General features: G+C 39.6%; 12 protein-coding genes. 8 read left to right on the forward strand and 4 right to left on the reverse strand.

Annotation, left to right across the window (positions count from 1 at the left end):
• Positions 1 to 227: 227 nt before the first annotated feature.
• Entirely contained in the window at positions 228 to 4,319 is a 4,092-nt protein-coding gene (locus H6G75_RS05975; protein WP_190979043.1) for a PAS domain S-box protein, read from the forward strand.
• A 97-nt stretch (positions 4,320 to 4,416) separates the two neighbouring features.
• On the opposite strand, the gene cysW is transcribed toward H6G75_RS05975, so the two are convergent.
• From cysW to H6G75_RS05990, 3 genes are all read right to left on the reverse strand, one after another.
• A complete protein-coding gene (gene cysW / locus H6G75_RS05980) occupies positions 4,417 to 5,292 on the reverse strand; it encodes a sulfate ABC transporter permease subunit CysW (protein ID WP_190979044.1) in 876 nt (291 codons plus the stop codon).
• Positions 5,279 to 6,157, reverse strand: a complete 879-nt coding sequence (cysT, locus tag H6G75_RS05985; protein WP_190979045.1) for a sulfate ABC transporter permease subunit CysT — start codon at positions 6,155 to 6,157, stop codon at positions 5,279 to 5,281. The genes cysW and cysT overlap by 14 nt, the downstream gene beginning before the upstream one ends.
• Before the next feature lie 112 nt (positions 6,158 to 6,269).
• Positions 6,270 to 7,409 (reverse strand): sulfate ABC transporter substrate-binding protein, encoded by a 1,140-nt coding sequence (locus tag H6G75_RS05990; protein ID WP_190979046.1) that lies wholly within the window; start codon positions 7,407 to 7,409, stop codon positions 6,270 to 6,272.
• Positions 7,410 to 7,984: 575 nt separating this feature from the next.
• On the opposite strand from H6G75_RS05990, the gene H6G75_RS05995 reads away from it, so the two are divergent.
• Entirely contained in the window at positions 7,985 to 8,845 is an 861-nt protein-coding gene (locus tag H6G75_RS05995; RefSeq protein ID WP_190979047.1) for an N-acetylmuramoyl-L-alanine amidase, read from the forward strand.
• 854 nt (positions 8,846 to 9,699) lie between these two features.
• Positions 9,700 to 10,092 carry a hypothetical protein gene (locus H6G75_RS06000; protein ID WP_190979048.1) on the forward strand — a complete coding sequence of 131 codons (393 nt, stop codon included), beginning with the start codon at positions 9,700 to 9,702 and terminating at the stop codon, positions 10,090 to 10,092.
• A gap of 263 nt (positions 10,093 to 10,355) precedes the next feature.
• On the opposite strand, the gene H6G75_RS06005 is transcribed toward H6G75_RS06000, so the two are convergent.
• Positions 10,356 to 11,063 (reverse strand): ROK family protein, encoded by a 708-nt coding sequence (locus H6G75_RS06005; RefSeq protein WP_190979049.1) that lies wholly within the window; start codon positions 11,061 to 11,063, stop codon positions 10,356 to 10,358.
• A 118-nt stretch (positions 11,064 to 11,181) separates the two neighbouring features.
• Between H6G75_RS06005 and H6G75_RS06010 the strand changes: the two genes are divergently transcribed.
• The 5 genes from H6G75_RS06010 (at position 11,182) to H6G75_RS06030 (ending at position 19,278) form a co-directional block, all read left to right on the forward strand.
• Complete coding sequence (locus tag H6G75_RS06010) at positions 11,182 to 12,003, forward strand: creatininase family protein (protein ID WP_190979050.1); 822 nt, start codon at positions 11,182 to 11,184, stop codon at positions 12,001 to 12,003.
• Positions 12,004 to 12,225: 222 nt separating this feature from the next.
• Complete coding sequence (locus H6G75_RS06015; RefSeq protein ID WP_190979051.1) at positions 12,226 to 12,753, forward strand: 2TM domain-containing protein; 528 nt, start codon at positions 12,226 to 12,228, stop codon at positions 12,751 to 12,753.
• Between the two features lie 115 nt (positions 12,754 to 12,868).
• Positions 12,869 to 13,165: a hypothetical protein gene (locus H6G75_RS06020; RefSeq protein WP_190979052.1), complete on the forward strand. Its 297-nt coding sequence runs from the start codon at positions 12,869 to 12,871 to the stop codon at positions 13,163 to 13,165.
• A gap of 292 nt (positions 13,166 to 13,457) precedes the next feature.
• Entirely contained in the window at positions 13,458 to 13,811 is a 354-nt protein-coding gene (locus tag H6G75_RS06025) for a phenylpyruvate tautomerase MIF-related protein (RefSeq protein ID WP_190979053.1), read from the forward strand.
• A 97-nt stretch (positions 13,812 to 13,908) separates the two neighbouring features.
• Positions 13,909 to 19,278, forward strand: a complete 5,370-nt coding sequence (locus H6G75_RS06030) for an ATP-binding sensor histidine kinase (protein WP_190979054.1) — start codon at positions 13,909 to 13,911, stop codon at positions 19,276 to 19,278.
• The last annotated feature ends 44 nt before the right edge of the window (positions 19,279 to 19,322 follow it).

Genomic DNA, 19,322 nt, shown 5'->3' on the forward strand with positions numbered 1-19,322 from the left:
TTGGTAGAATTTAGGTAACATTATCATTTGATAGGTCTTGTTGACAATACCTGACCTATCTTTTTTTACCCCAAAACGGTCACAATCTTTTATTTCCTCGGCTTCAGCCGCTTTGTCACCCCTTCAGCTCTAATCCCTAATCAAAACCTCAATCTCCAGGTAGATACTAATCAGGAGTCACTTCGGATTGAATAGAAGAACCGTGTACGCATACGGAACAATCTAGAATGAAGCGCGACTCAACGGGTAAATTTGTTAGCAACTGGGACTCAGAAAACAAACAACGAGTTAGTATATCTTTAACCAGTACAGCATGGCGATCGCTTGATGAAGAAGCGCACAAGCAAGGAATTTCGCGTTCAGAATTGATTGAATATTTTGCCCGCAGCTTGGGAAATGATTCACATCCTGACTTTCAGGAAATACGGAAAAATGCTGAATATGCTTTATTACAAGAACGAATAGCCACCTTAGAGCGTGAGAAACAAGAGTTAGAAGCTTTACTAGAAAATGCCCCAGATGCAAAATTCATCACCAGCCAAGCATCTGAACGTAAGGTAATCACTATCTTAGAAAGCATTACAGATGCCTTCGTGGCTTTTGATTGTGATTGGCGCTACACATATATCAATCAGGCAGCAGCGCAAATTTTACACAAAACACCAGCAGAACTTATTGGTAAAAATGTTTGGCAAGAGGTGTTTCCAGAACTTGTTGGTGGTATAGCCTATCAATCTATGTATCAGGCTGTAACGGAACAAGTAGCTGTTGCGTGGGAAGAATATGGGGAGCCTATTGGTTGTTGGTTAGAAGTCAAAGCTTATCCCTCGGCTGGGGGTTTGGCAGTGTATTTTCATGATATTACAGCTCGCAAACAAGTTGAAGCAGAAAAAGAATGCTTGTTGCAAGCACTGGAAATAGAACATACCCGCTTTACTGCTGTTTTACAGCAGTTACCAGCCGGTGTATTAATTGCCGATGCGGCAACGGGTAAATTAGTGCTGGCTAATGAACAAGCTAAACAAATTATTGGTTACGACTATGAACAGTCTTTGGAATTAGAAGAATACGTACCAATTACCCCCTTTGTCGCCTTTCGGACTGATGGACAAATGTATGAACCTTATGATTATCCATTAGCGCGATCGCTGCAAACAGGTGAAGTTATCTCTAACGAAGAATTGCGGCTAGAAAGTGATGGTCGCCAAACTTTTATTAGTGTCAATTCTGCACCAATACTCAATAGCCAAAATCAAATTGTGGCAGCGGTAGTTGTCCTGCAAGATATAACTGAGCGCAAACAACTGTGGGAACAGGTGCAACATAAAGACAGACAACAGAAATTTTTAATTCAATTAAATGATGCGATTCGCCCAATTCCAGACTCGAAAGAAATTATGTGGCACGCACTACTTGCCACAGGTCAGTATTTTCAAGTGAGTAGGTGTACTTATGGGGAAATTGATCCTACCCAAGAATATGTAATTGTTGAGCGTGATTATTGCAATGGTGTGAGTAGTGTGGTTGGGACTCATCACATGAATTCTTTTGGCCGGGAAATCATTGCTGAACTCAAGCAGGGCAGAACAATTATTGTGGATGATGTGGATGCTGATCCTCGGACTACAGGAACAGGCGCAACTGCTTTTGATGTGATCCAAACTAAGTCTTTGTTATGTGTGCCGTTGGTGAAACAAGGAAAGTTTATAGCGTTACTTGTGTTACACCATATTGCGCCGCGCCACTGGCAACAGGAAGAAGTGACACTGATAGAGCAAATTGCCGAACAAACTTGGTTAGCTGTAGAGCGATCGCGTGCGGAAGCGGAATTACGAGAAAGTGAGGCACACTTGCAACTGGCGCTGAATGTTGGACGAATGGGATCATGGGATTGGGATGTCCAAACTGGCACATTACATTGGTCAGAAGGACACTTCACAGTGTTAGGTCTGCAACCATATCAATGTCAACCCAGTTATGAAGTTTGGCAGAGTCGGGTGCATCCAAATGATTTAGCACAAGCTGAAGCAAAATTTCAGGAAGCTATGCAGGCCAAGCAAGAGTATCATCATGAATATCGCCTGCGTTGGTTAGATGGCTCAATTCATTGGGTAGAAGCCAGAGGAAAGTTTACTTACGATTTGAAGGGAAATCCGAAAAACTCGATTGGCGTTGTCATTGATATTACAGAACGCAAGCAAATAGAACAAGAACGAGAAAGATTACTAGAACGTGAGTGCATTGCTCGAATGCGAGCAGAAACCGCACAACGCCAACTGGCAACTATATTTGAAACTTCACCAGTGGGAATTGCTCTATTAGATCGCCAACAGCGATATATTGCGATTAACGAAGCATTAGCCAAAATCAACGGATTAACTCGTGAACAACATTTAGGACATTCAATTAAGGAACTTTTTGGTCAAGTTGATCCGGGCATAGTTGCCATCTTTGATGAAATTTACAATACCGGAGATCAATTTATTTCCCTTAGCTTGGCGATCAATCCTCCTGGTCGGAGCGATCGCTGTCCTGGATACTACAATGTTTACTATCTGCCCACCACTAACTCTAACCATCAAATAGAAGAGGTTTTAGCCTATGTGGTCGATGTAACTGAACAAGTCAGGTTAGAGCGGAACCAACGCTTTCTGGCAGAGGCGAGCGCAGTTTTAGCATCTTCTCTCGATTACCAAACTACCCTAGAACGAGTTGCCCAACTGGCAGTACCGGAGTTAGCAGATTGGTGTACAGTCCACATCGTCAAAGAAGATGGTGTTATTGAACAGATTGCTGTAGCTCATCTTGACCCAGCTAAACAGCAATGGGCTGACCAAACGCGACAGAAATATCCTCTCAATCCAGATGATCCCAGAGGCGCTGCCTGGACATTACGCACAGGTAAATCCGATTTCTTACCCGATATCTCTGATGAATTGATAGTCCAAGCCGCCCAAAACCCAGAACATTTAGAAATTTTGCGTTCTGTTGGTTTTAAATCTGTGATGACAGTGCCATTAAAAACTCAAGATAAAATTTTGGGGGTCATGTCTTTTGTTTCAGCGGAGTCGGGAAAACGCTATGACCAAAGCAATTTACAATTAGCCGAGGAACTAGCTCGCCGTGCTTCTTTAGCCATTGATAACGCCCAATTGTACCGCCTTGCCCAACGCGATCGCGCCAAAGCCGAAGCCGCTAATAGAATTAAAGATGAATTTCTTGCCGTACTGTCTCACGAATTGCGATCGCCCCTAAATCCGATTTTAGGTTGGTCAAGGCTGCTGCGGAGTCAACGGCTAGACCCTAAAAAAGCTGACCAAGCATTAGAAACCATTGAACGTAATGCCAAGTTACAAGCGCAATTAATCGAAGATTTATTAGATGTCTCGCGCATTCTCCAAGGCAAAATGTCGTTAAACGTTGCACCTGTGAATTTGGCTGCAACCATCGAAGCCGCCTTAGAAACAGTCCGACTCGCAGCAGAAGCCAAAAATATTCAAATCCAAACTACTCTTAACTCGCTTTCTGGTACAGTTTCCGGTGATACCAACCGCTTACAACAAGTTATCTGGAACCTGATTTCTAACGCTGTCAAATTTACCCCCTCTGGAGGACGAATAGAAGTGCAGCTAGAGCAAATGGGAATGTATGCTCAAATTAAAGTTCAAGATAACGGAATTGGCATTACTCCAGAGTTTTTACCATTCGTATTTGAATATTTCCGTCAGCAAGATGGCGCAACAACAAGAAAATTTGGTGGATTGGGCTTAGGGCTGGCGATTGTCCGTCATTTAACCGAACTGCATGGTGGTACAGTGCAAGCCGATAGTCCAGGACAGAATTTAGGTGCAATCTTCACTGTGAGATTGCCATTAAACATTGTTGACCAAGCATTATCCTTAGCTCGTAGCAATTTGGCAGATAGAGTTGATCTCACGGGTATGCAGATATTAATTGTAGATGATGATGCAGATATGCGTAACTTAGCAGAATTTATCCTCACCCAAGTTGGCGCAAAAGTTACTACAGCTGATTCAGCTTTACAAGCATTGACTTACTTCAATCAATCTATGCCGGATTTACTAATTTCTGATATTGGGATGCCTGAATTGGATGGCTATTCCTTGATTCGGAACATTAGACAATGCCCACCCGAACAAGGCGGAACTATACCTGCGATCGCACTTTCGGCTTATGCAGGCGAAATCAACCAACAACAAGCACTACAAGCCGGATTTCAACAGCATATAGCAAAACCTATCGAACCAGAAGAGTTAGTTAGAACAATTGCAATATTGATGGGGAGTAGAAGGAGCTAGTTACGTGGTCAGGACTTATATCATGTCCGGTTAAATCATTTATGCTCCCTCTGCTCCCTCTGCGGTCTTAATGATAAGTATTTAGTCGGACACGATATCATTCAACATCTTTGATGCGCGTTTTCCGTTCTAAAATTTCCTTCAGTACTAATGTGACAACTGCTAACAGGGCTAATAGCACAGCAGCAGAAAAGGCGGCTTCGGTTTCATACTGTTTGTAAGCATCTTCCACAAACAATGGTAAACTTTGTGTTTTGTCAGCAATATTACCCGAAACTACCGAAACAGCACCGAATTCGCCCATTGCTCTAGCATTGGTTAAAATTAAGCCGTAAAGTAATCCCCAACGAATGCTGGGTAAGGTGACGCGCCAAAATATGTCCCAATCTTTTGCACCCAAAGTTTTAGCGGCTTCTTCTTGGTCGCTACCAAATTCCTCTAACACAGGAATGACTTCTCTGGCGACAAAGGGCATACTGACAAATGCTGTCGCCAATACCATCCCCGGAAAGGCAAAGATAATTTTAATATCGTGGGCTTGCAGAAAAGGGCCAAACCAGCCATTTCTGCCATAGAGTAAGACAATCATCAACCCGGCAACTACGGGAGAGATGGAAAAGGGTAGGTCGATGATACTTAAAACTATGGCACGACCGGGAAATTTATGTCGCGCGATCGCCCAAGCTGCACACAAGCCAAATACGGTATTTAATGGCACCGCAATTAAAGCCAATATTAACGTTAGCCAAGCTGCATGAAGAAAGGCTGGGTGGTTTAAGTTGGCAAAAAACGGGGTGATTCCTTTTTTAAAGGCTTGGACAAAAACGTTAATTGCTGGGATATATTGAATTAAAGCTAAATAACCAATTGCGATCGCAATTAAAATTGTCGGCACCCAACTTTTTTTCTGTTGAGTCCTGCCTGTGCTGATATTAGACTCAGATGAGTGAAATTTTGGCTCATTTACTGTCATATCTTCTAGCCCACGCTTGTAAGAAATTAATTGCCAACAGCAGTATTAACGAAATTGTCAACAAAACCACACCAATCACAGTCGCGCCAGAATAGTCATACTGCTCTAATCTCTGGAAAATCAACACCGGCGCAATTAAATCTTGAAAGGGTGTATTAGAAGAAATAATTACTGTTGAGCCATATTCACCAACTGCACGGGAAAAACCCAAAGCAATACCCGTCAAAATTGTCGGAAATAAAGGCGGTAAAATGACTTTCCAAAAGGTTTGCCATTGGGAAGCACCCAAACACCAAGCCGCTTCCTCAATATCATGTTCCATTTCTTGCAATACAGGTTGCACAGTCCTCACCACAAAAGGTAAGGAAATAAATATCATAGCTACGCCTACACCTAAGCGAGTGAATGATACTTTAATTCCCAGGGGTGCTAACAGTGAACCAATCCAGCCATTATCGCTGTAAACTGTTGCCAATGTTAAACCTGCTACAGAAGTTGGCAGGGCAAAGGGTAAATCTACTGTGGCATCAACTATCCTTTTTAAAGGAAAGTCGTAACGCACTAAAACCCAAGCAATTAAAGTCCCAAATACACCATTGAGTAAGGCTGCCCCTATAGATGTCACAAAAGTTACGTTGTAAGTTGCCAAAGCAACATCGCTAGTGGCAATTTCCCAAAACCTAGCAGGTGGTTCGGTACTGGCTTTTAAGAACATAGCTGCTATTGGCAAAAACAACATTACTGTTAGGTATGCCAATGTAATGCGCCATGTCCAAGGCAAATTAATCAACTGATGCAGAAATTTCTTCCAGACAGGAGTTTCGGCAACAATATTTTGAGGTGAGGATGGGGAAGATACAGCCATAAAAAATATCAATTTATCCTGTGTGATTGGTCATTGGTCATTTGTCGTTGAAAAATAAAGCCTTGATGTTGGTTTATTGTTCATTGACTCTTGACCATTGACTCTTGACTAGTTACTTTTTCTTTTGGGCTTGAATCTTGTCAAAAACACCGCCCTCAGCAAAGAATTTCTTGTCAATTTCACTCCAACCACCGTAATCTTTGACTGTGCCTAATGTTTTAACGCTGGGGAATTTGTCTTTGACTTCTTTTGTTTGGGCTACAGTTTCATCAACTGGACGGAATCCCAATTTGGCAAACTCTTGTTGTGCTTCTGGAGTGTAGAGATATTTCACAAAAGCTTCTGCTACTTCGCGGGTACCATGTTTATCAACGTTTTTATCTACCACAGCAACTGGGTTATCGATAGAAATATTGACATCAGGAACGATGTAATTGACTTTCTCGCCCTTTTGTTGTGCTAACACAATTTCATTTTCGTAGTTGATTAAGGCATCACCTTGACCTTGTTTAAAAAATGCGTCAGTTGCTTCGCGGGCATCTTTAGTCAAAAGTGGTACGTTATTATACACTTTTGTGATAAATTCTGTGGCTTTAGCCTCATCTCCGCCAGTTTTAATGACTGCGTTCCACAGTGCTAGGAAGTTCCATTTGGCTACACCAGATGTTTTTGGGTCGGCGGTAATTAATTTTACGCCTTCTTTTGATAAATCTGTCCAAGTTTTGATGTTTTTCGGATTACCTTCACGAGTAACGATCGCCGCAACAGACTTCGATACAATACCGTTATTGGGAACTTCAGTTTCCCATCCTGCCTCAATTAGTCCCGCTTTCTGAATCTTTTCTGTATCTCCAGCTAATGCTAGGTGAACTACATCTGCTTCTAAACCATCGATGACGGCGCGAGTTTGAGAACCAGAACCACCATAACTTTGCTTGAAGGTGACAGTTTGGTTATGCTCTTGTTTCCACTTCTCTACAAACTTGGGAATAATTGCTTCGTGAGCAGCTTTAGTCACCGCAAAGGAAACTAAGGTGATTTCTACATTGGATTTATTAGCTGCAACAGGACTAGCAGCTGGTGTACTACCATCACCAGAATTACTGCTGCTATTTCCACCAGAGCAGGCGGCCAGCGCCACACTCAAAATAGCCCCTACCAAGGTGAGTGATACAAAACCTTTGAGCGAATTGAGTCTGAACCGATATGGTCTATTCTGAATTTGCTTCAGGGGATGCTGCCAAAATTTCATTCCGTGTTTCCTCTCAATCTACGGTAAACTGATGTATATATAGTTATATACGATTTATGGTACTGGATGATTGCACGTATTAGTAATGTTTAATTGCAAACTCAACAAAAAATTCATATTCTCTATCGGCAATAGGGAGATTGTAGCAGTTTTGTTGGCAATTAAAAATAACTAGGTAGTTTGGAGGGGGCAAAGGGAGACAAGGGGGACAAGGAAGACAAGGGAGACAAGGAGATAAGAAAAGATATAAGTGTGACGAAGAGAATTGAGGGCGATAAAAGCAAAGTCCGCACTTCGCAAACGAGAGTGTTCACCTAAGCAGAATTACGCAAAATCAAGGTTTCATAACACCGGAAGCTTGTTTCCTATTTACGGGTAATTCACAAAATAAATTATCTAATTTGTCCACTCAACAAGACCTCTATCTCCCTTGTCCTCCTTGTCTCCCTCATCCCCCTTGTCTCCCTTTCTGTCAGTACTCCCTGAAACAAGTTGCATTGAGGCTGTCTGGCAGATGAATTGGTATTGTTGTTTCGATTAAGATGTTTCTAGCTGTATTCTGAAAATCTGCCAACATGAGTTTTAGAGAATGGGCAACCAGGGTGCTATTAATTTCTCTAGTGTTTACTGCTTTGAGTGTGGCACTGTTGATTGGCAAAATTAACCAAGCAAAAATTCCTCAAACCACCTCATCAAATCAAGAGATGACGACAGCTTGGAGTGAATATCCTCAAGTAAAGTTGCAATCTTCTAAAAATCAATCAGCCAAGTCTCCAGTCATTCCCAGGCAAAATGTTGGCAGATATCGAACTACAGAGGCTTTTGCTAAATATCAACCAAGATATGAGATTGCGAGAGTAGACCCTAGTAATTATGGCGATCGCTACACTCAAGACATTTACGGTGTCACACTCACCAATCCAGCTATTATCGTACTCCATGAAACTGGTTATTCTGCCGACAGTGCGGTTAATTTTTTTCAAACACCCCACGAAGATGAAAGTGTGCAAGCAAGTTATCATTCCCTGATTAAATTAGATGGCACAGTTGTTTATTTAGTCCCGCCAGAAAAACGCGCTTTTGGGGCGGCTAACTCAGTGTTTGAAAGCTTTAATGGTGTTGAAACTGTCCAGACTAATCCTAATTTAGCACCATCTGTAAATAATTTTGCTTATCATGTTTCTTTAGAAACACCACCCGATGGCCGGGGAGATAATTATATTAAAGCTCATAGCGGCTATACCGAAGCCCAATATCATTCTTTAGCTTGGTTAATTGCCCAAAGTCAGGTTCCTGAAGACCGCATTACTACCCATCAACAAGTTGACCGTTCTGGCCAGAAAGTTGATCCAGTAAGTTTTGATTTTGATAAATTCTTGGTTTTACTCAATACTTATCGTCAAATTAGCCCAGTGTATCGAGCGCAGAGTAATTAATACCAATTAAATGTGAAGTTGCACATATCTTGATCCCCCTAAATCCCCCTTAAAAAAGGGGGACTTAAAGAAAAATTCCCCCCTTTTTAAGGGGGGTTAGGGGGGATCGAAATGCTACTATACAACCTGAGTAAGACTTGTGTGTACACCGTAGCTTTCCAAGGGGAGGGTTAGGGTGGGGTAAAACCTTGTTAATCAGCTATTTTAGATTTGTGTGTACACCATAGCTTTAGCAAGAGGTGGGCTTCTTTGGGTTAAATAAATAATCAAGTGGACAAGCTTATTCGTTCACAACACAAGTCTATTCGTTCAGAATACAAGTCTATTTATTCAAAACACAAGTCTATTCATTCACAACACAAGTCTATTTATTCAAAACACAAGTCTATTCGTTCACAACACAAGTCTATTTATTCACAACATAAGTCTATTCGTTCACAACACAAGTCTGTTCTCAACAATTTCAGGACTTATACCAATTCTTTATAAGGCTGCATAGAATTCGATCCCCCCTAACCCCCCTTGAAAAAAGGGGGAAACCAGAAAAAATCTATCAAAGTCCCCCTTTTTAAGGGGGATTTAGGGGGATCAAGATATGTGCAACTTCATATCGATTTGGTATTACGCAAAAATTCCCAAAAAGCTTAATTTATCGAACCGCCAAGTCGCCAAGAACGCCAAGAAATCCTAGAGTCTGCGTCAGTCCTAAATTTATTATCTTTTGTCGTAAAATTACTGAAATAGTTATCAAACCTTATTACAAAAAACATCTGATTTTGTAAGTTTTACTGAGCCAATAAATTGCCCTATTGAGACACTCTAGAAAGATGAAGTTTCGTAAAGGGTATTCATTGATGCCACGCAAACAAAAAGGCTCTCCGGTGCTAGAAAAAACAGAACAGAGGTTAATTGGATTTAAATCAATTGATTCCAGCTTGGACTTTGGTGATTCTATCAGTTTAAATCATTTAAGTGAGTTAACAGAGCAACTCCGCCAGGAGCTTGACCAGTATAATATGATGCTAACTGCCCTTGACACAGCCAAAGCAAACATACAAACCCTTGAAAAAACCATTCGTGAAACTTCGGAACGCTTGGTTAGTGGTGTAGTGTTGAAGTATGGCAAAGACAGCCGAGAATACGAAATGACAGGCGGAGTCCGTAAAAGCGATCGCATTCGTAAAGCCACCATTACCCGGTTAAAATCGACCGCAGACTCAAAATTAGCTTCTATACAGACGGCGTAACGAGCAACAAATAGGCATTATTCATACTAAAAGATGCCCATTGCTTTGCGATCGGCATCAATAAAAAATCTAAAAAAACTGCTAAAAATGGGGTGCTGCATATAGCAATCTTACATGAGATGTAAAAATTGAGAGGCTCAGATCCCCGACTTCTTTGAGAAGTCGGGGATCTTGTTCTTCACAAATGATTTAGGACTGCTATATTTGTGGGATGAATTATGTGGTGAGTCTAAATCCTCCACTAATTAATTTCAGACTTTAGACTAATCGCGCCACAAGGCAATTCCGCCTAACAAACCCGTAACATTAGGTATGAGTTTAACATTTAAAGGTAGTTGTAAATTTACTTTTACAGCTTCACCACCACCGATATAAAGACAATCATAATTAAATAAATGCTGCAAAGAAGCGATCGCTTTTTCTAAGCGCCTGTTCCATTTCTTCTCGCCATACTTTTGTAACGCTGCACGTCCTAATTGTTCTTCGTAAGTCTGGCCTTTGCGAAACTGATGGTGTCCCATTTCCATATTAGGCACAAGTTTACCATCGACAAATAAAGCCGAACCAAAGCCAGTCCCCAAGGTAATTACTAACTCTACACCTTTGCCTGCGATCGCGCCTAAACCTTGCATGTCTGCATCATTAATTACTCGGACTGGCTTATTCAAACGTTGGGATAATGCTGTACCAAAATCAAACCCAATCCAATCAGAATGTAAATTAACTGCTGTTTCTGTAACTCCGCAGCGCACTACACCCGGAAAACCCACCGAAACCCGATGAAAATCACCTTGAGAATCGGCTAAAAGTGCGATCGCATTAATTACAACATCTGGTTTAGCTGGGGATGGTGTATCTACCCGCGCCCTTTCTGTAACGGGAGTTCCGGTAATATCCAAAACTATTGCCTTCACACCGCTACCACCAATATCAACTGATAAAGTGCGAATTGAGCCATTGTCATCAACCATTGATTCTTCCTTGTTACTACTTGTTCTTTGGCTATTATGCTTCTTTAGTTCTGGTAATATCCTGATGTGTTGGGACTCTTCACAACGCCTAAAATTAAAATGACGCGATCGCAGTGATATGCACAGCTTTATTCCCCCAGAACGCTTTTTTCCTTACCTAACTTGGACTGATATCCAAGATATGCCCAATAAAGAAAATGTGGTAATTATTCAACCAGTAGGGGCAATTGAACAACATGGCCCCCATCTACCATTGATTGTAGATGCGGCGATTGGTGTTGGTGTTTTGGGAAAAGCCTTGAGTAAGTTAGATGCAAATCTTCCCGCGTATGCCTTGCCAACTCTGTATTATGGGAAATCTAACGAACACTGGCACTTTCCTGGCACAATTACCCTAAGTTCCGAAACCCTGACAGCCACAATTATGGAAGTGGGGGAAAGTCTTTACCGCGCTGGGTTTAGAAAATTGGTGTTGATGAACTCCCACGGTGGACAACCCCAAATTATGCAAATGGCGGCGCGAGATTTACACGTTAAGTATGATGACTTTTTAATATTTCCGTTGTTTACTTGGCGTGCGCCCAATATTACCAAAGAATTGCTCACACCCAAAGAAGCCAAACTTGGTATGCACGCTGGTGATGCGGAAACTAGCATTATGTTGGCAATATTACCAGAACAGGTGAAACTTGAAAAAGCTGTAGCTGAATACCCACCAGAACAGCCAAACAGTACTTTAATTAGTTGGGAAGGACAGTTACCAGTATCTTGGACAACAAAAGATATCAGTAAAAGTGGCGTGATTGGTGATCCAACAACCGCAACTAAAGAAAAAGGCGATCGCATCTTGGAATCTGTCTCTGACGGTTGGGTGCAAGTCATCCAAGATATTTATGCTTTTAGGCTACCAAAAAACGGGAACCATAGCTTTGATATGTGAGCAAAAGAGACAAGGTGGACAAGGTAGACAAGGTAGACAAGGTAGAGATGTTGGTAATTCATTTAGGACTGCTATATGTGAGGAAATTTAAAAAGCACAAATACCACGCCTAGTAAAACTTTCACCTCCTGCCTTCTGCCTCCTGCCTCCTGCCTTCTGCTCTAGATTTGCTAGTCTAGAAATAGTAACCCCACGTTAAAAAATATATTAATAGTCAAGACTATGGCAGGATTTGAAAGTAATAGCCATCATTCTTATAGTCAAGAAGATGTACAGCGTATTCTTCAGTTAGCGATCGCGCGTCAAGCTGATAACCAAGAAAAAGAGTTTTCTTATGACTTACTCGTAGAAATTGCGAGTGAGTTAGACATATCACCAGATTCTTTACAATTAGCAGAACAAGACTGGCGATCGCAACAAAATGAAATTCAACAGCGTCAAGCTTTTGATGCTTACCGTCTTGCAAAATTTAAAAAACGGTTAGGAAATTTTGCAATTGTCAATAGTTTTTTAATATTAGCTAATTATTTGATTATTTTGCCGAATATTCATTGGTCACTGGGTATTTTGCTATTCTGGGGTTTAACAGTTGGGCTAGATTTTTGGAATAACTTTTACGCCAGAGGTGAAGCCTATGAAATCGCCTTTCAGAAATGGTATCGCCAGCATCAGCTAAAACAAAATTTCAATACAGTCATGAAAACTGCCAATACATTAGTAAATAAATGGCTGAAGTCATTGCAGACTTAAAGCATAGTTATAGCAGTAGCCAAGTTGGTTAGGACATCGATAAATAATAAAACTTGTCTGCAATAAGAGTCAGCTTACAAATTGTTGAAGCTCTAATAGCTTAGGAGTTGCACCCATGAGGTCTGCCAATAATCTCAGAAGCTTCGAGTTCAAACGCCGAATTGACGATACCGTATATCGCTTTCATCCTTGTGAACCACTCCACGGTCAGTCAGCTTGGAAGCGCGAAGACCTCGACGTGTGGATAACTTTAGTGAATGGGCATGGTTGGGTATGTGTGAATGCGGAGTTTGAAATTCTTGGAGTTCCCTGGGCAGTTGCCTTGGCAACACAGGGTTCCATGCCACCTGCTGGTATATGGGTCAGCCGAAAGGGAGACAAATCGTATGTTTATGAATTAGTCTACCTGTAGCTCCGCGAGGGGGCGATCGCAGGCAAACGTTGTCCTAAGCCCTAGCCCACATCACAGAATCAAGTATTCTCCCTTCTCTCTGCGTTCTCCCGAAGTTTGCTCAACGCGGGGAACCCGCGCACGCAACTTCTCTCTGCGCCTCTGTGGTTCGTTCATAAAAATTAGGTGGAGAAACGACCAAACATTATCAAGACTCTAAGACGACATTATAAAAAGCACGAATGCCAAGCTCCTAGCTCCTGCCATACCCGTCTACGATAAACTGAACAATGTAAATCTCTAGTTCAGTGCTATGCCATTAATCAAAGTACAAACTTCTGTATCTGCACCTGCAAAACCTGAAGTTGAGACAATGCTCAAGAGTTTATCAGGGAAGTTAGCCAAGCATTTAGGTAAACCAGAATCTTATGTAATGACGGCTTTTGAAGCAGATGTCCCCATGACTTTTGCGGGGACTACAGACCCGGTTTGTTACATTGAGATTAAAAGTATTGGTTCTATGAAGTCAGACCAAACCCAAGCGATGAGTCAGGATTTTTGCCAGCAAATTAATCAAGCTTTAGGTGTACCCCAAAATCGCATTTATATAGAGTTTGCAGATGCTAAAGGTGCGATGTGGGGTTGGAATAGTACAACTTTTGGCTAGTTTTTAAGAAATTTATATAGCTGTAGTTACTTACGGATGTGAGATTACAGATGCCCACGGGAATACTACTTATAATGTATCTCCTGTGGTTGTCTTTATGGTAAGTACTTTGATTCCTGGCTATGAGATTTTTGAAAAAATTCATGACAGTCCTAGAACCAGGGTTTACCGTGCTGAACAGAAAGAAACCCACACCCCGGTTGCTATTAAAGTTCTCAGTACTGAATATCCCCAATTTCAAGATTTAATTTTATTTAGAAATCAGTATTCAATTACTCGTCATCTCGAACATCCAAATATCGTTAAATGCTATAGCTTAGAAACTTATGGCAATAGTTATGCACTGATTTTAGAAGACTTTGGGGGGATTTCTCTAAGTCAATATACTCAAGGTCACATTTTAAGTTTAGATGAGTTTTTTCAAGTTGCGATCGCAGTTACCCAAGCACTAGAATTTTTATATCAAAATCGCATTATTCATAAAGATATTAATCCCAATAATATTTTAATTAACCCCGCAACTAAAGAAGTTAAAATTATAGACTTTAGTATTTCTTCTTTATTACCCAAAGAAAACTCCGAAATTAAAAGCCCGAATATTTTAGAAGGAACCCTGGCTTATATCTCTCCAGAACAAACAGGGAGAATGAATCGCGGAATTGATTATCGCACTGATTTTTATTCTTTGGGTGTGACTTTTTACCAATTACTCACAGGTAAATTACCTTTTAATAGTCAAAATCCTTTAGAACTCATACATTGTCATCTAGCTAAGGAAGCAATTAACCCAAAAAATATCAATTCTGAATTACCATCTTCCCTGGCTGAGATGATTATGAAATTAATAGCAAAGACGGCAGAGGAACGTTATCAAACTGCCAGAGGTATTCGCCATGATTTAGAAGTTTGTCAAGATTATTTACGCAATCAAGGTGAAATTATACCATTTCAATTAGGACAGCGAGATAGGAGCGATCGCTTTCTAATTCCCGAAAAACTTTATGGCAGAGAAACAGAAGTTACAACTTTATTAGATGCTTTTGAGAGAGTTAGCCTTGGCAACATTGAATTAATGTTAGTTGCAGGTTTTTCTGGTATTGGTAAAACTGCTGTAGTTAATGAAGTTCATAAACCCATTGTCCGCCAACAAGGTTATTTCATCGCTGGTAAATTTGACCAATTTCAGCGAGATATTCCTTTTTCGGCATTAGTCCAAGCTTTCCGCAGTTTGATGCGGCAATTACTCACAGAAACTAAAGCTCAATTACAAACATGGAAAAGCAAAATATTATTAGCCTTGGGAACCCAAGGACAAGTAATTATTGATGTCATTCCCGAATTAGAAAAAATTATCGGTCAACAACCACAAGTCACTGAATTAAGTGGTAATGCTTGTCAAAATCGCTTTAATTTACTTTTTAGTAACTTCATTCAAGTTTTAGCCACACAAGAACACCCCCTAGTAATTTTTTTAGATGATTTACAATGGGCAGATGCAGCATCATTAAAATTAATTCAACTACTATTAAGTGGTACAGAGACAAAATACTTATTAGTCATTGCAGCATATCGAGATAACGAAGTCTATCCCGGACATCCATTTATGATGGTTTTAGATGATATTTATCAGGCTAAAGCCATTGTTCATCAAATTCATCTCAAACCTCTAGACGAAACACAACTTAACTACTTAATTGCTGATGCCCTTAATTGTTTAGAAACACAAGCTATACAATTGACCCAATTAGTATTAGCTAAAACCAAAGGTAATCCATTTTTTACAACTCAATTACTCAAATCATTACATGAAGATAAAGTAATTACATTTAACTTTCATACTGCTAATTGGCAATATGATATTACTGAAGCTCAAGCTTTATACTTGCAGGATGATGTGGTTGAATTTGTTGCAAAACAGTTGTGTAAGCTACCCCAAGCTACGCAAGAAATCATGAAAATAGCAGCTTGTATTGGCAATAAATTTGATTTAGCTACTTTATCTATAGTTTCGCAAAAATCCTTAGTTGAGGCCTCTGCTGATTTGTGGAAAGCACTAAAAGAAGGATTGATTTTACCAACTAATGAAATTTATAAATTGTTTACTGATGATGAATTAACGGCAGACCAAACACCAGCAATTATTAATCAAGATAATATCAATGTTACCTATAAATTTCTCCATGATAGAGTACAGCAAGCAGCTTATTATTTAATTCCAGAAGCTGATAAAAAGATAACGCATGTAAGCATTGGTAAACTACTTCTCAAGAACACGGAACTTGAAAAATTAGAAGCAAATATCTTTGAGATAGTTAATCAATTAAATGTCGGTATTGATTTAATTCATCCCCAAGTGGAAAAAGATGAACTAGCGCAACTAAATTTACTTGCAGTTCGGAAAGCAAAATCAGCCACAGCTTACGAAGCGGCTAAAAAGTATTTAGCTGTTGGCTTAGGATTGCTATCTTTAGACAGTTGGCAAACGCAGTATCAATTAACACTGAATTTGTATACAGAAGCTGTAGAAATCGAATATTTAAATATCAATTTTGACCAAGTAGAATTTTACGCCAACATAGTTCGTCAGCAAGCTGCTAATTTACTCGACCAAGTGAAGGTATATGAAATTCTCATGCAGATGTATACCTCCAAAGTCCAGATGCAGTTAGCCATAGATACAGGCTTGCAGTTATTAGATTTGTTAGGAATTAGTTTAGAGTCAGCACCACCACAAAATTTAGATGTGACTCACTTAATTAATTTACCATTGATGACTGCTCCCGATAAACTTGCCGCTATGCGAATTTTAACTAATATGATTTCTGCGGCTTATTTCACAAATCCTGGATTATTACCAGCAATTATATTTACAATTATTACTCTTGCTGTCAACTATGGAAATTCTATGTTTGCTGCTTATGGGTATGTTTTATATGGCTTGTTAATCAGTGCATTATATCTAGAAATTGAAGCAGGTTATCGCTATGGCGAAGCTGCATTAAATTTACTCGATCAAGTCGATTCGAGAGAAATTAAATGTCGAGTTTTATTGATGTACAATAGCAACATAAAATTCTGGAAATCTCATTTACAAGAAACAATTACTCCCCTAGAAGAATGTTTACAACTGGGTATGGAAGTAGGAGATATAGAATATGCACTTTATTCTGCTTCTAATAATTACTCACATTTAATTTATGTCGGTGAAGAACTACCAACTGTATTTAACCAGTTAGAAAAATATTATTTATGGATGTGTCAGTTTGAGCAGTACGGAGCAGTAATTATGCTGCGAGGCTGGCAACAATTTGCATTAAACTTAATGGATATGAATGCTAGTAGAGAACAATTAGATGGTAGTTTATTTAATCACGCTGAAAATTTAGCTTATTGTCTCGATAAAAAAACAGAAACTTCTTTATTTAATATATTTTTAATTAAAACCTTACTATTTTATCTATTTAAACAGCCACACAATGCTGTAGAAAATGCTGTAATTGGTCTGCAATATATCCAAGCTGCTGTCGGACAATATGGTACTGCTAAACATAATCTTTACTATTCTTTGGCTTTGTTAGCAGATTATCATAATCAGCCTGATAGCAAAAAAGCAGAATATATGCAGCATGTGTTAGCTAATCAGCAAAAAATGAAAGTTTGGGCTGAAAATGCACCAATGAATTTTCAACATCAGTATGATTTAGTTGCGGCAGAAATAGCTAGAATTTTAGGCAATAATTGGCAAGCTGTAGAGCTTTATGAAAGTGCAGTTCAAGGGGCTAAAATTAATGGATATGTCCAAGAAGAAGCCATAGCAAATGAATTAGCTGCGGAATTTTATCTGGCTTGTGGTAAAGAAAAAATTGCTCAACCTTACTTAGTTGATGCTTACTACTGTTATACTCGTTGGGGTGCTAAAGTCAAAGTTGCTGACTTAGAAAAACGCCATCATCAGCTACTAGCTAAGGTGATTAACAATCAAATCAAAAATACACAAATTAACTCTTTTACCAGCCCAATCACGGTTGATGCTAATACCACAAATGTCTCAGATGTTTTAGATTTAGAAACTGTCACTCAAGCATCTCTAGCAATTGCTTCAGAAATTCATTTAGACAAGCTATTGCAGAAATTAATGCAGGTAATTATCGAAAATGTTGGTGCAGATAAATCTGCATTAATGTTGCAAGAGGATGATGAATTGAGAATTGTGGTGCAATGTCACAATCATCTATCATGCGAGATAAAATCAACATTAGCAACAGAAAGTAAAAATATTCCCTTGAGTTTGATTAATTATGTTTTACATACCAGAGAAAATGTATTAATCAACGATGCGAGTACTGACAGACATTTTGCGGCTGATTCATATATCTTGCAAAATAAACCAAAGTCCATATTGTGTACGCCTATCTTGAATCAAGGTCAACTCATTGGTATTATTTATTTAGAAAATACTTTAACTGTAGGTGTATTCACCCCCGATAGACTGCAAATCTTAAAGCTGTTAGTTTCTCAGGCTGCGATTTCTTTAGAAATTGCCCAACTATATGCAAAATTAGAAGAAAAAGTCGCCGCTAGGACTCAAGATTTAAATGAAAAAAATCTGCGCTTAGAACAAACTTTGTATGAACTAAAATGTACTCAATCGCAACTAATCCAAACAGAAAAGATGTCGGGTTTAGGGCAGATGGTAGCTGGTGTCGCCCATGAAATTAATAATCCGGTGAATTTTATTTATGCGAATATTGAACCGGCTAGTGATTATGTTGATTTGTTACTGCAATTAATTGAGGCTTATCAGCAAGAATATCCTAATGTGACACCGAATCTAGAACAAATTATTGCTGAGGTTGATTTAGACTTCTTAATTGAAGATTTGCAAAAAATTCTCTCTTCAATGAAGGTAGGTGCAGACCGGATTCGGAAGATTGTACTGGGTTTAAGAAATTTCTCGCGCTTGGATGAGGCTGATATGAAGCCTGTAGATATTCATGAGGGAATTGATAATAGTTTAATGTTGCTGCAACCCAGGTTTAAGGGTAAGACTGAAACTAATGTAATTCAAGTTATTAAAAATTATGGTCAGTTGCCTTTAGTTAACTGCTATGCTTCACAAATAAATCAAGTATTTATGAATATTCTCAGTAATGCGATTGATGCGTTACATGAGATGATGAAGGAGCGATCGCAACTTCCAACTGCACCTCAAATTACCATTACCACTCAAGCTATCAATCACGATTGGGTGCGAATCTCTATTTATGATAATGGCATAGGTATCAGCGAAGCAGTTAAACCACGGATATTTGATCCATTCTTCACTACTAAACCTGTCGGTGGAGGTACTGGTATTGGCTTAACTACCAGCTATCAAATTGTTGTGGAACAGCATAAAGGTAAAATCGAGTGTATTTCGGAATTAGGAAAGGGTGCAGAGTTCATCCTAGAAATTCCTGTGGGATAAGAATTTATGTAAATTTCAGTGTTTTTTCTCTGAAAAATCCGAAA

The organism is Nostoc sp. FACHB-280 (assembly GCF_014697615.1).
Classification (GTDB): domain Bacteria; phylum Cyanobacteriota; class Cyanobacteriia; order Cyanobacteriales; family Nostocaceae; genus Nostoc_B.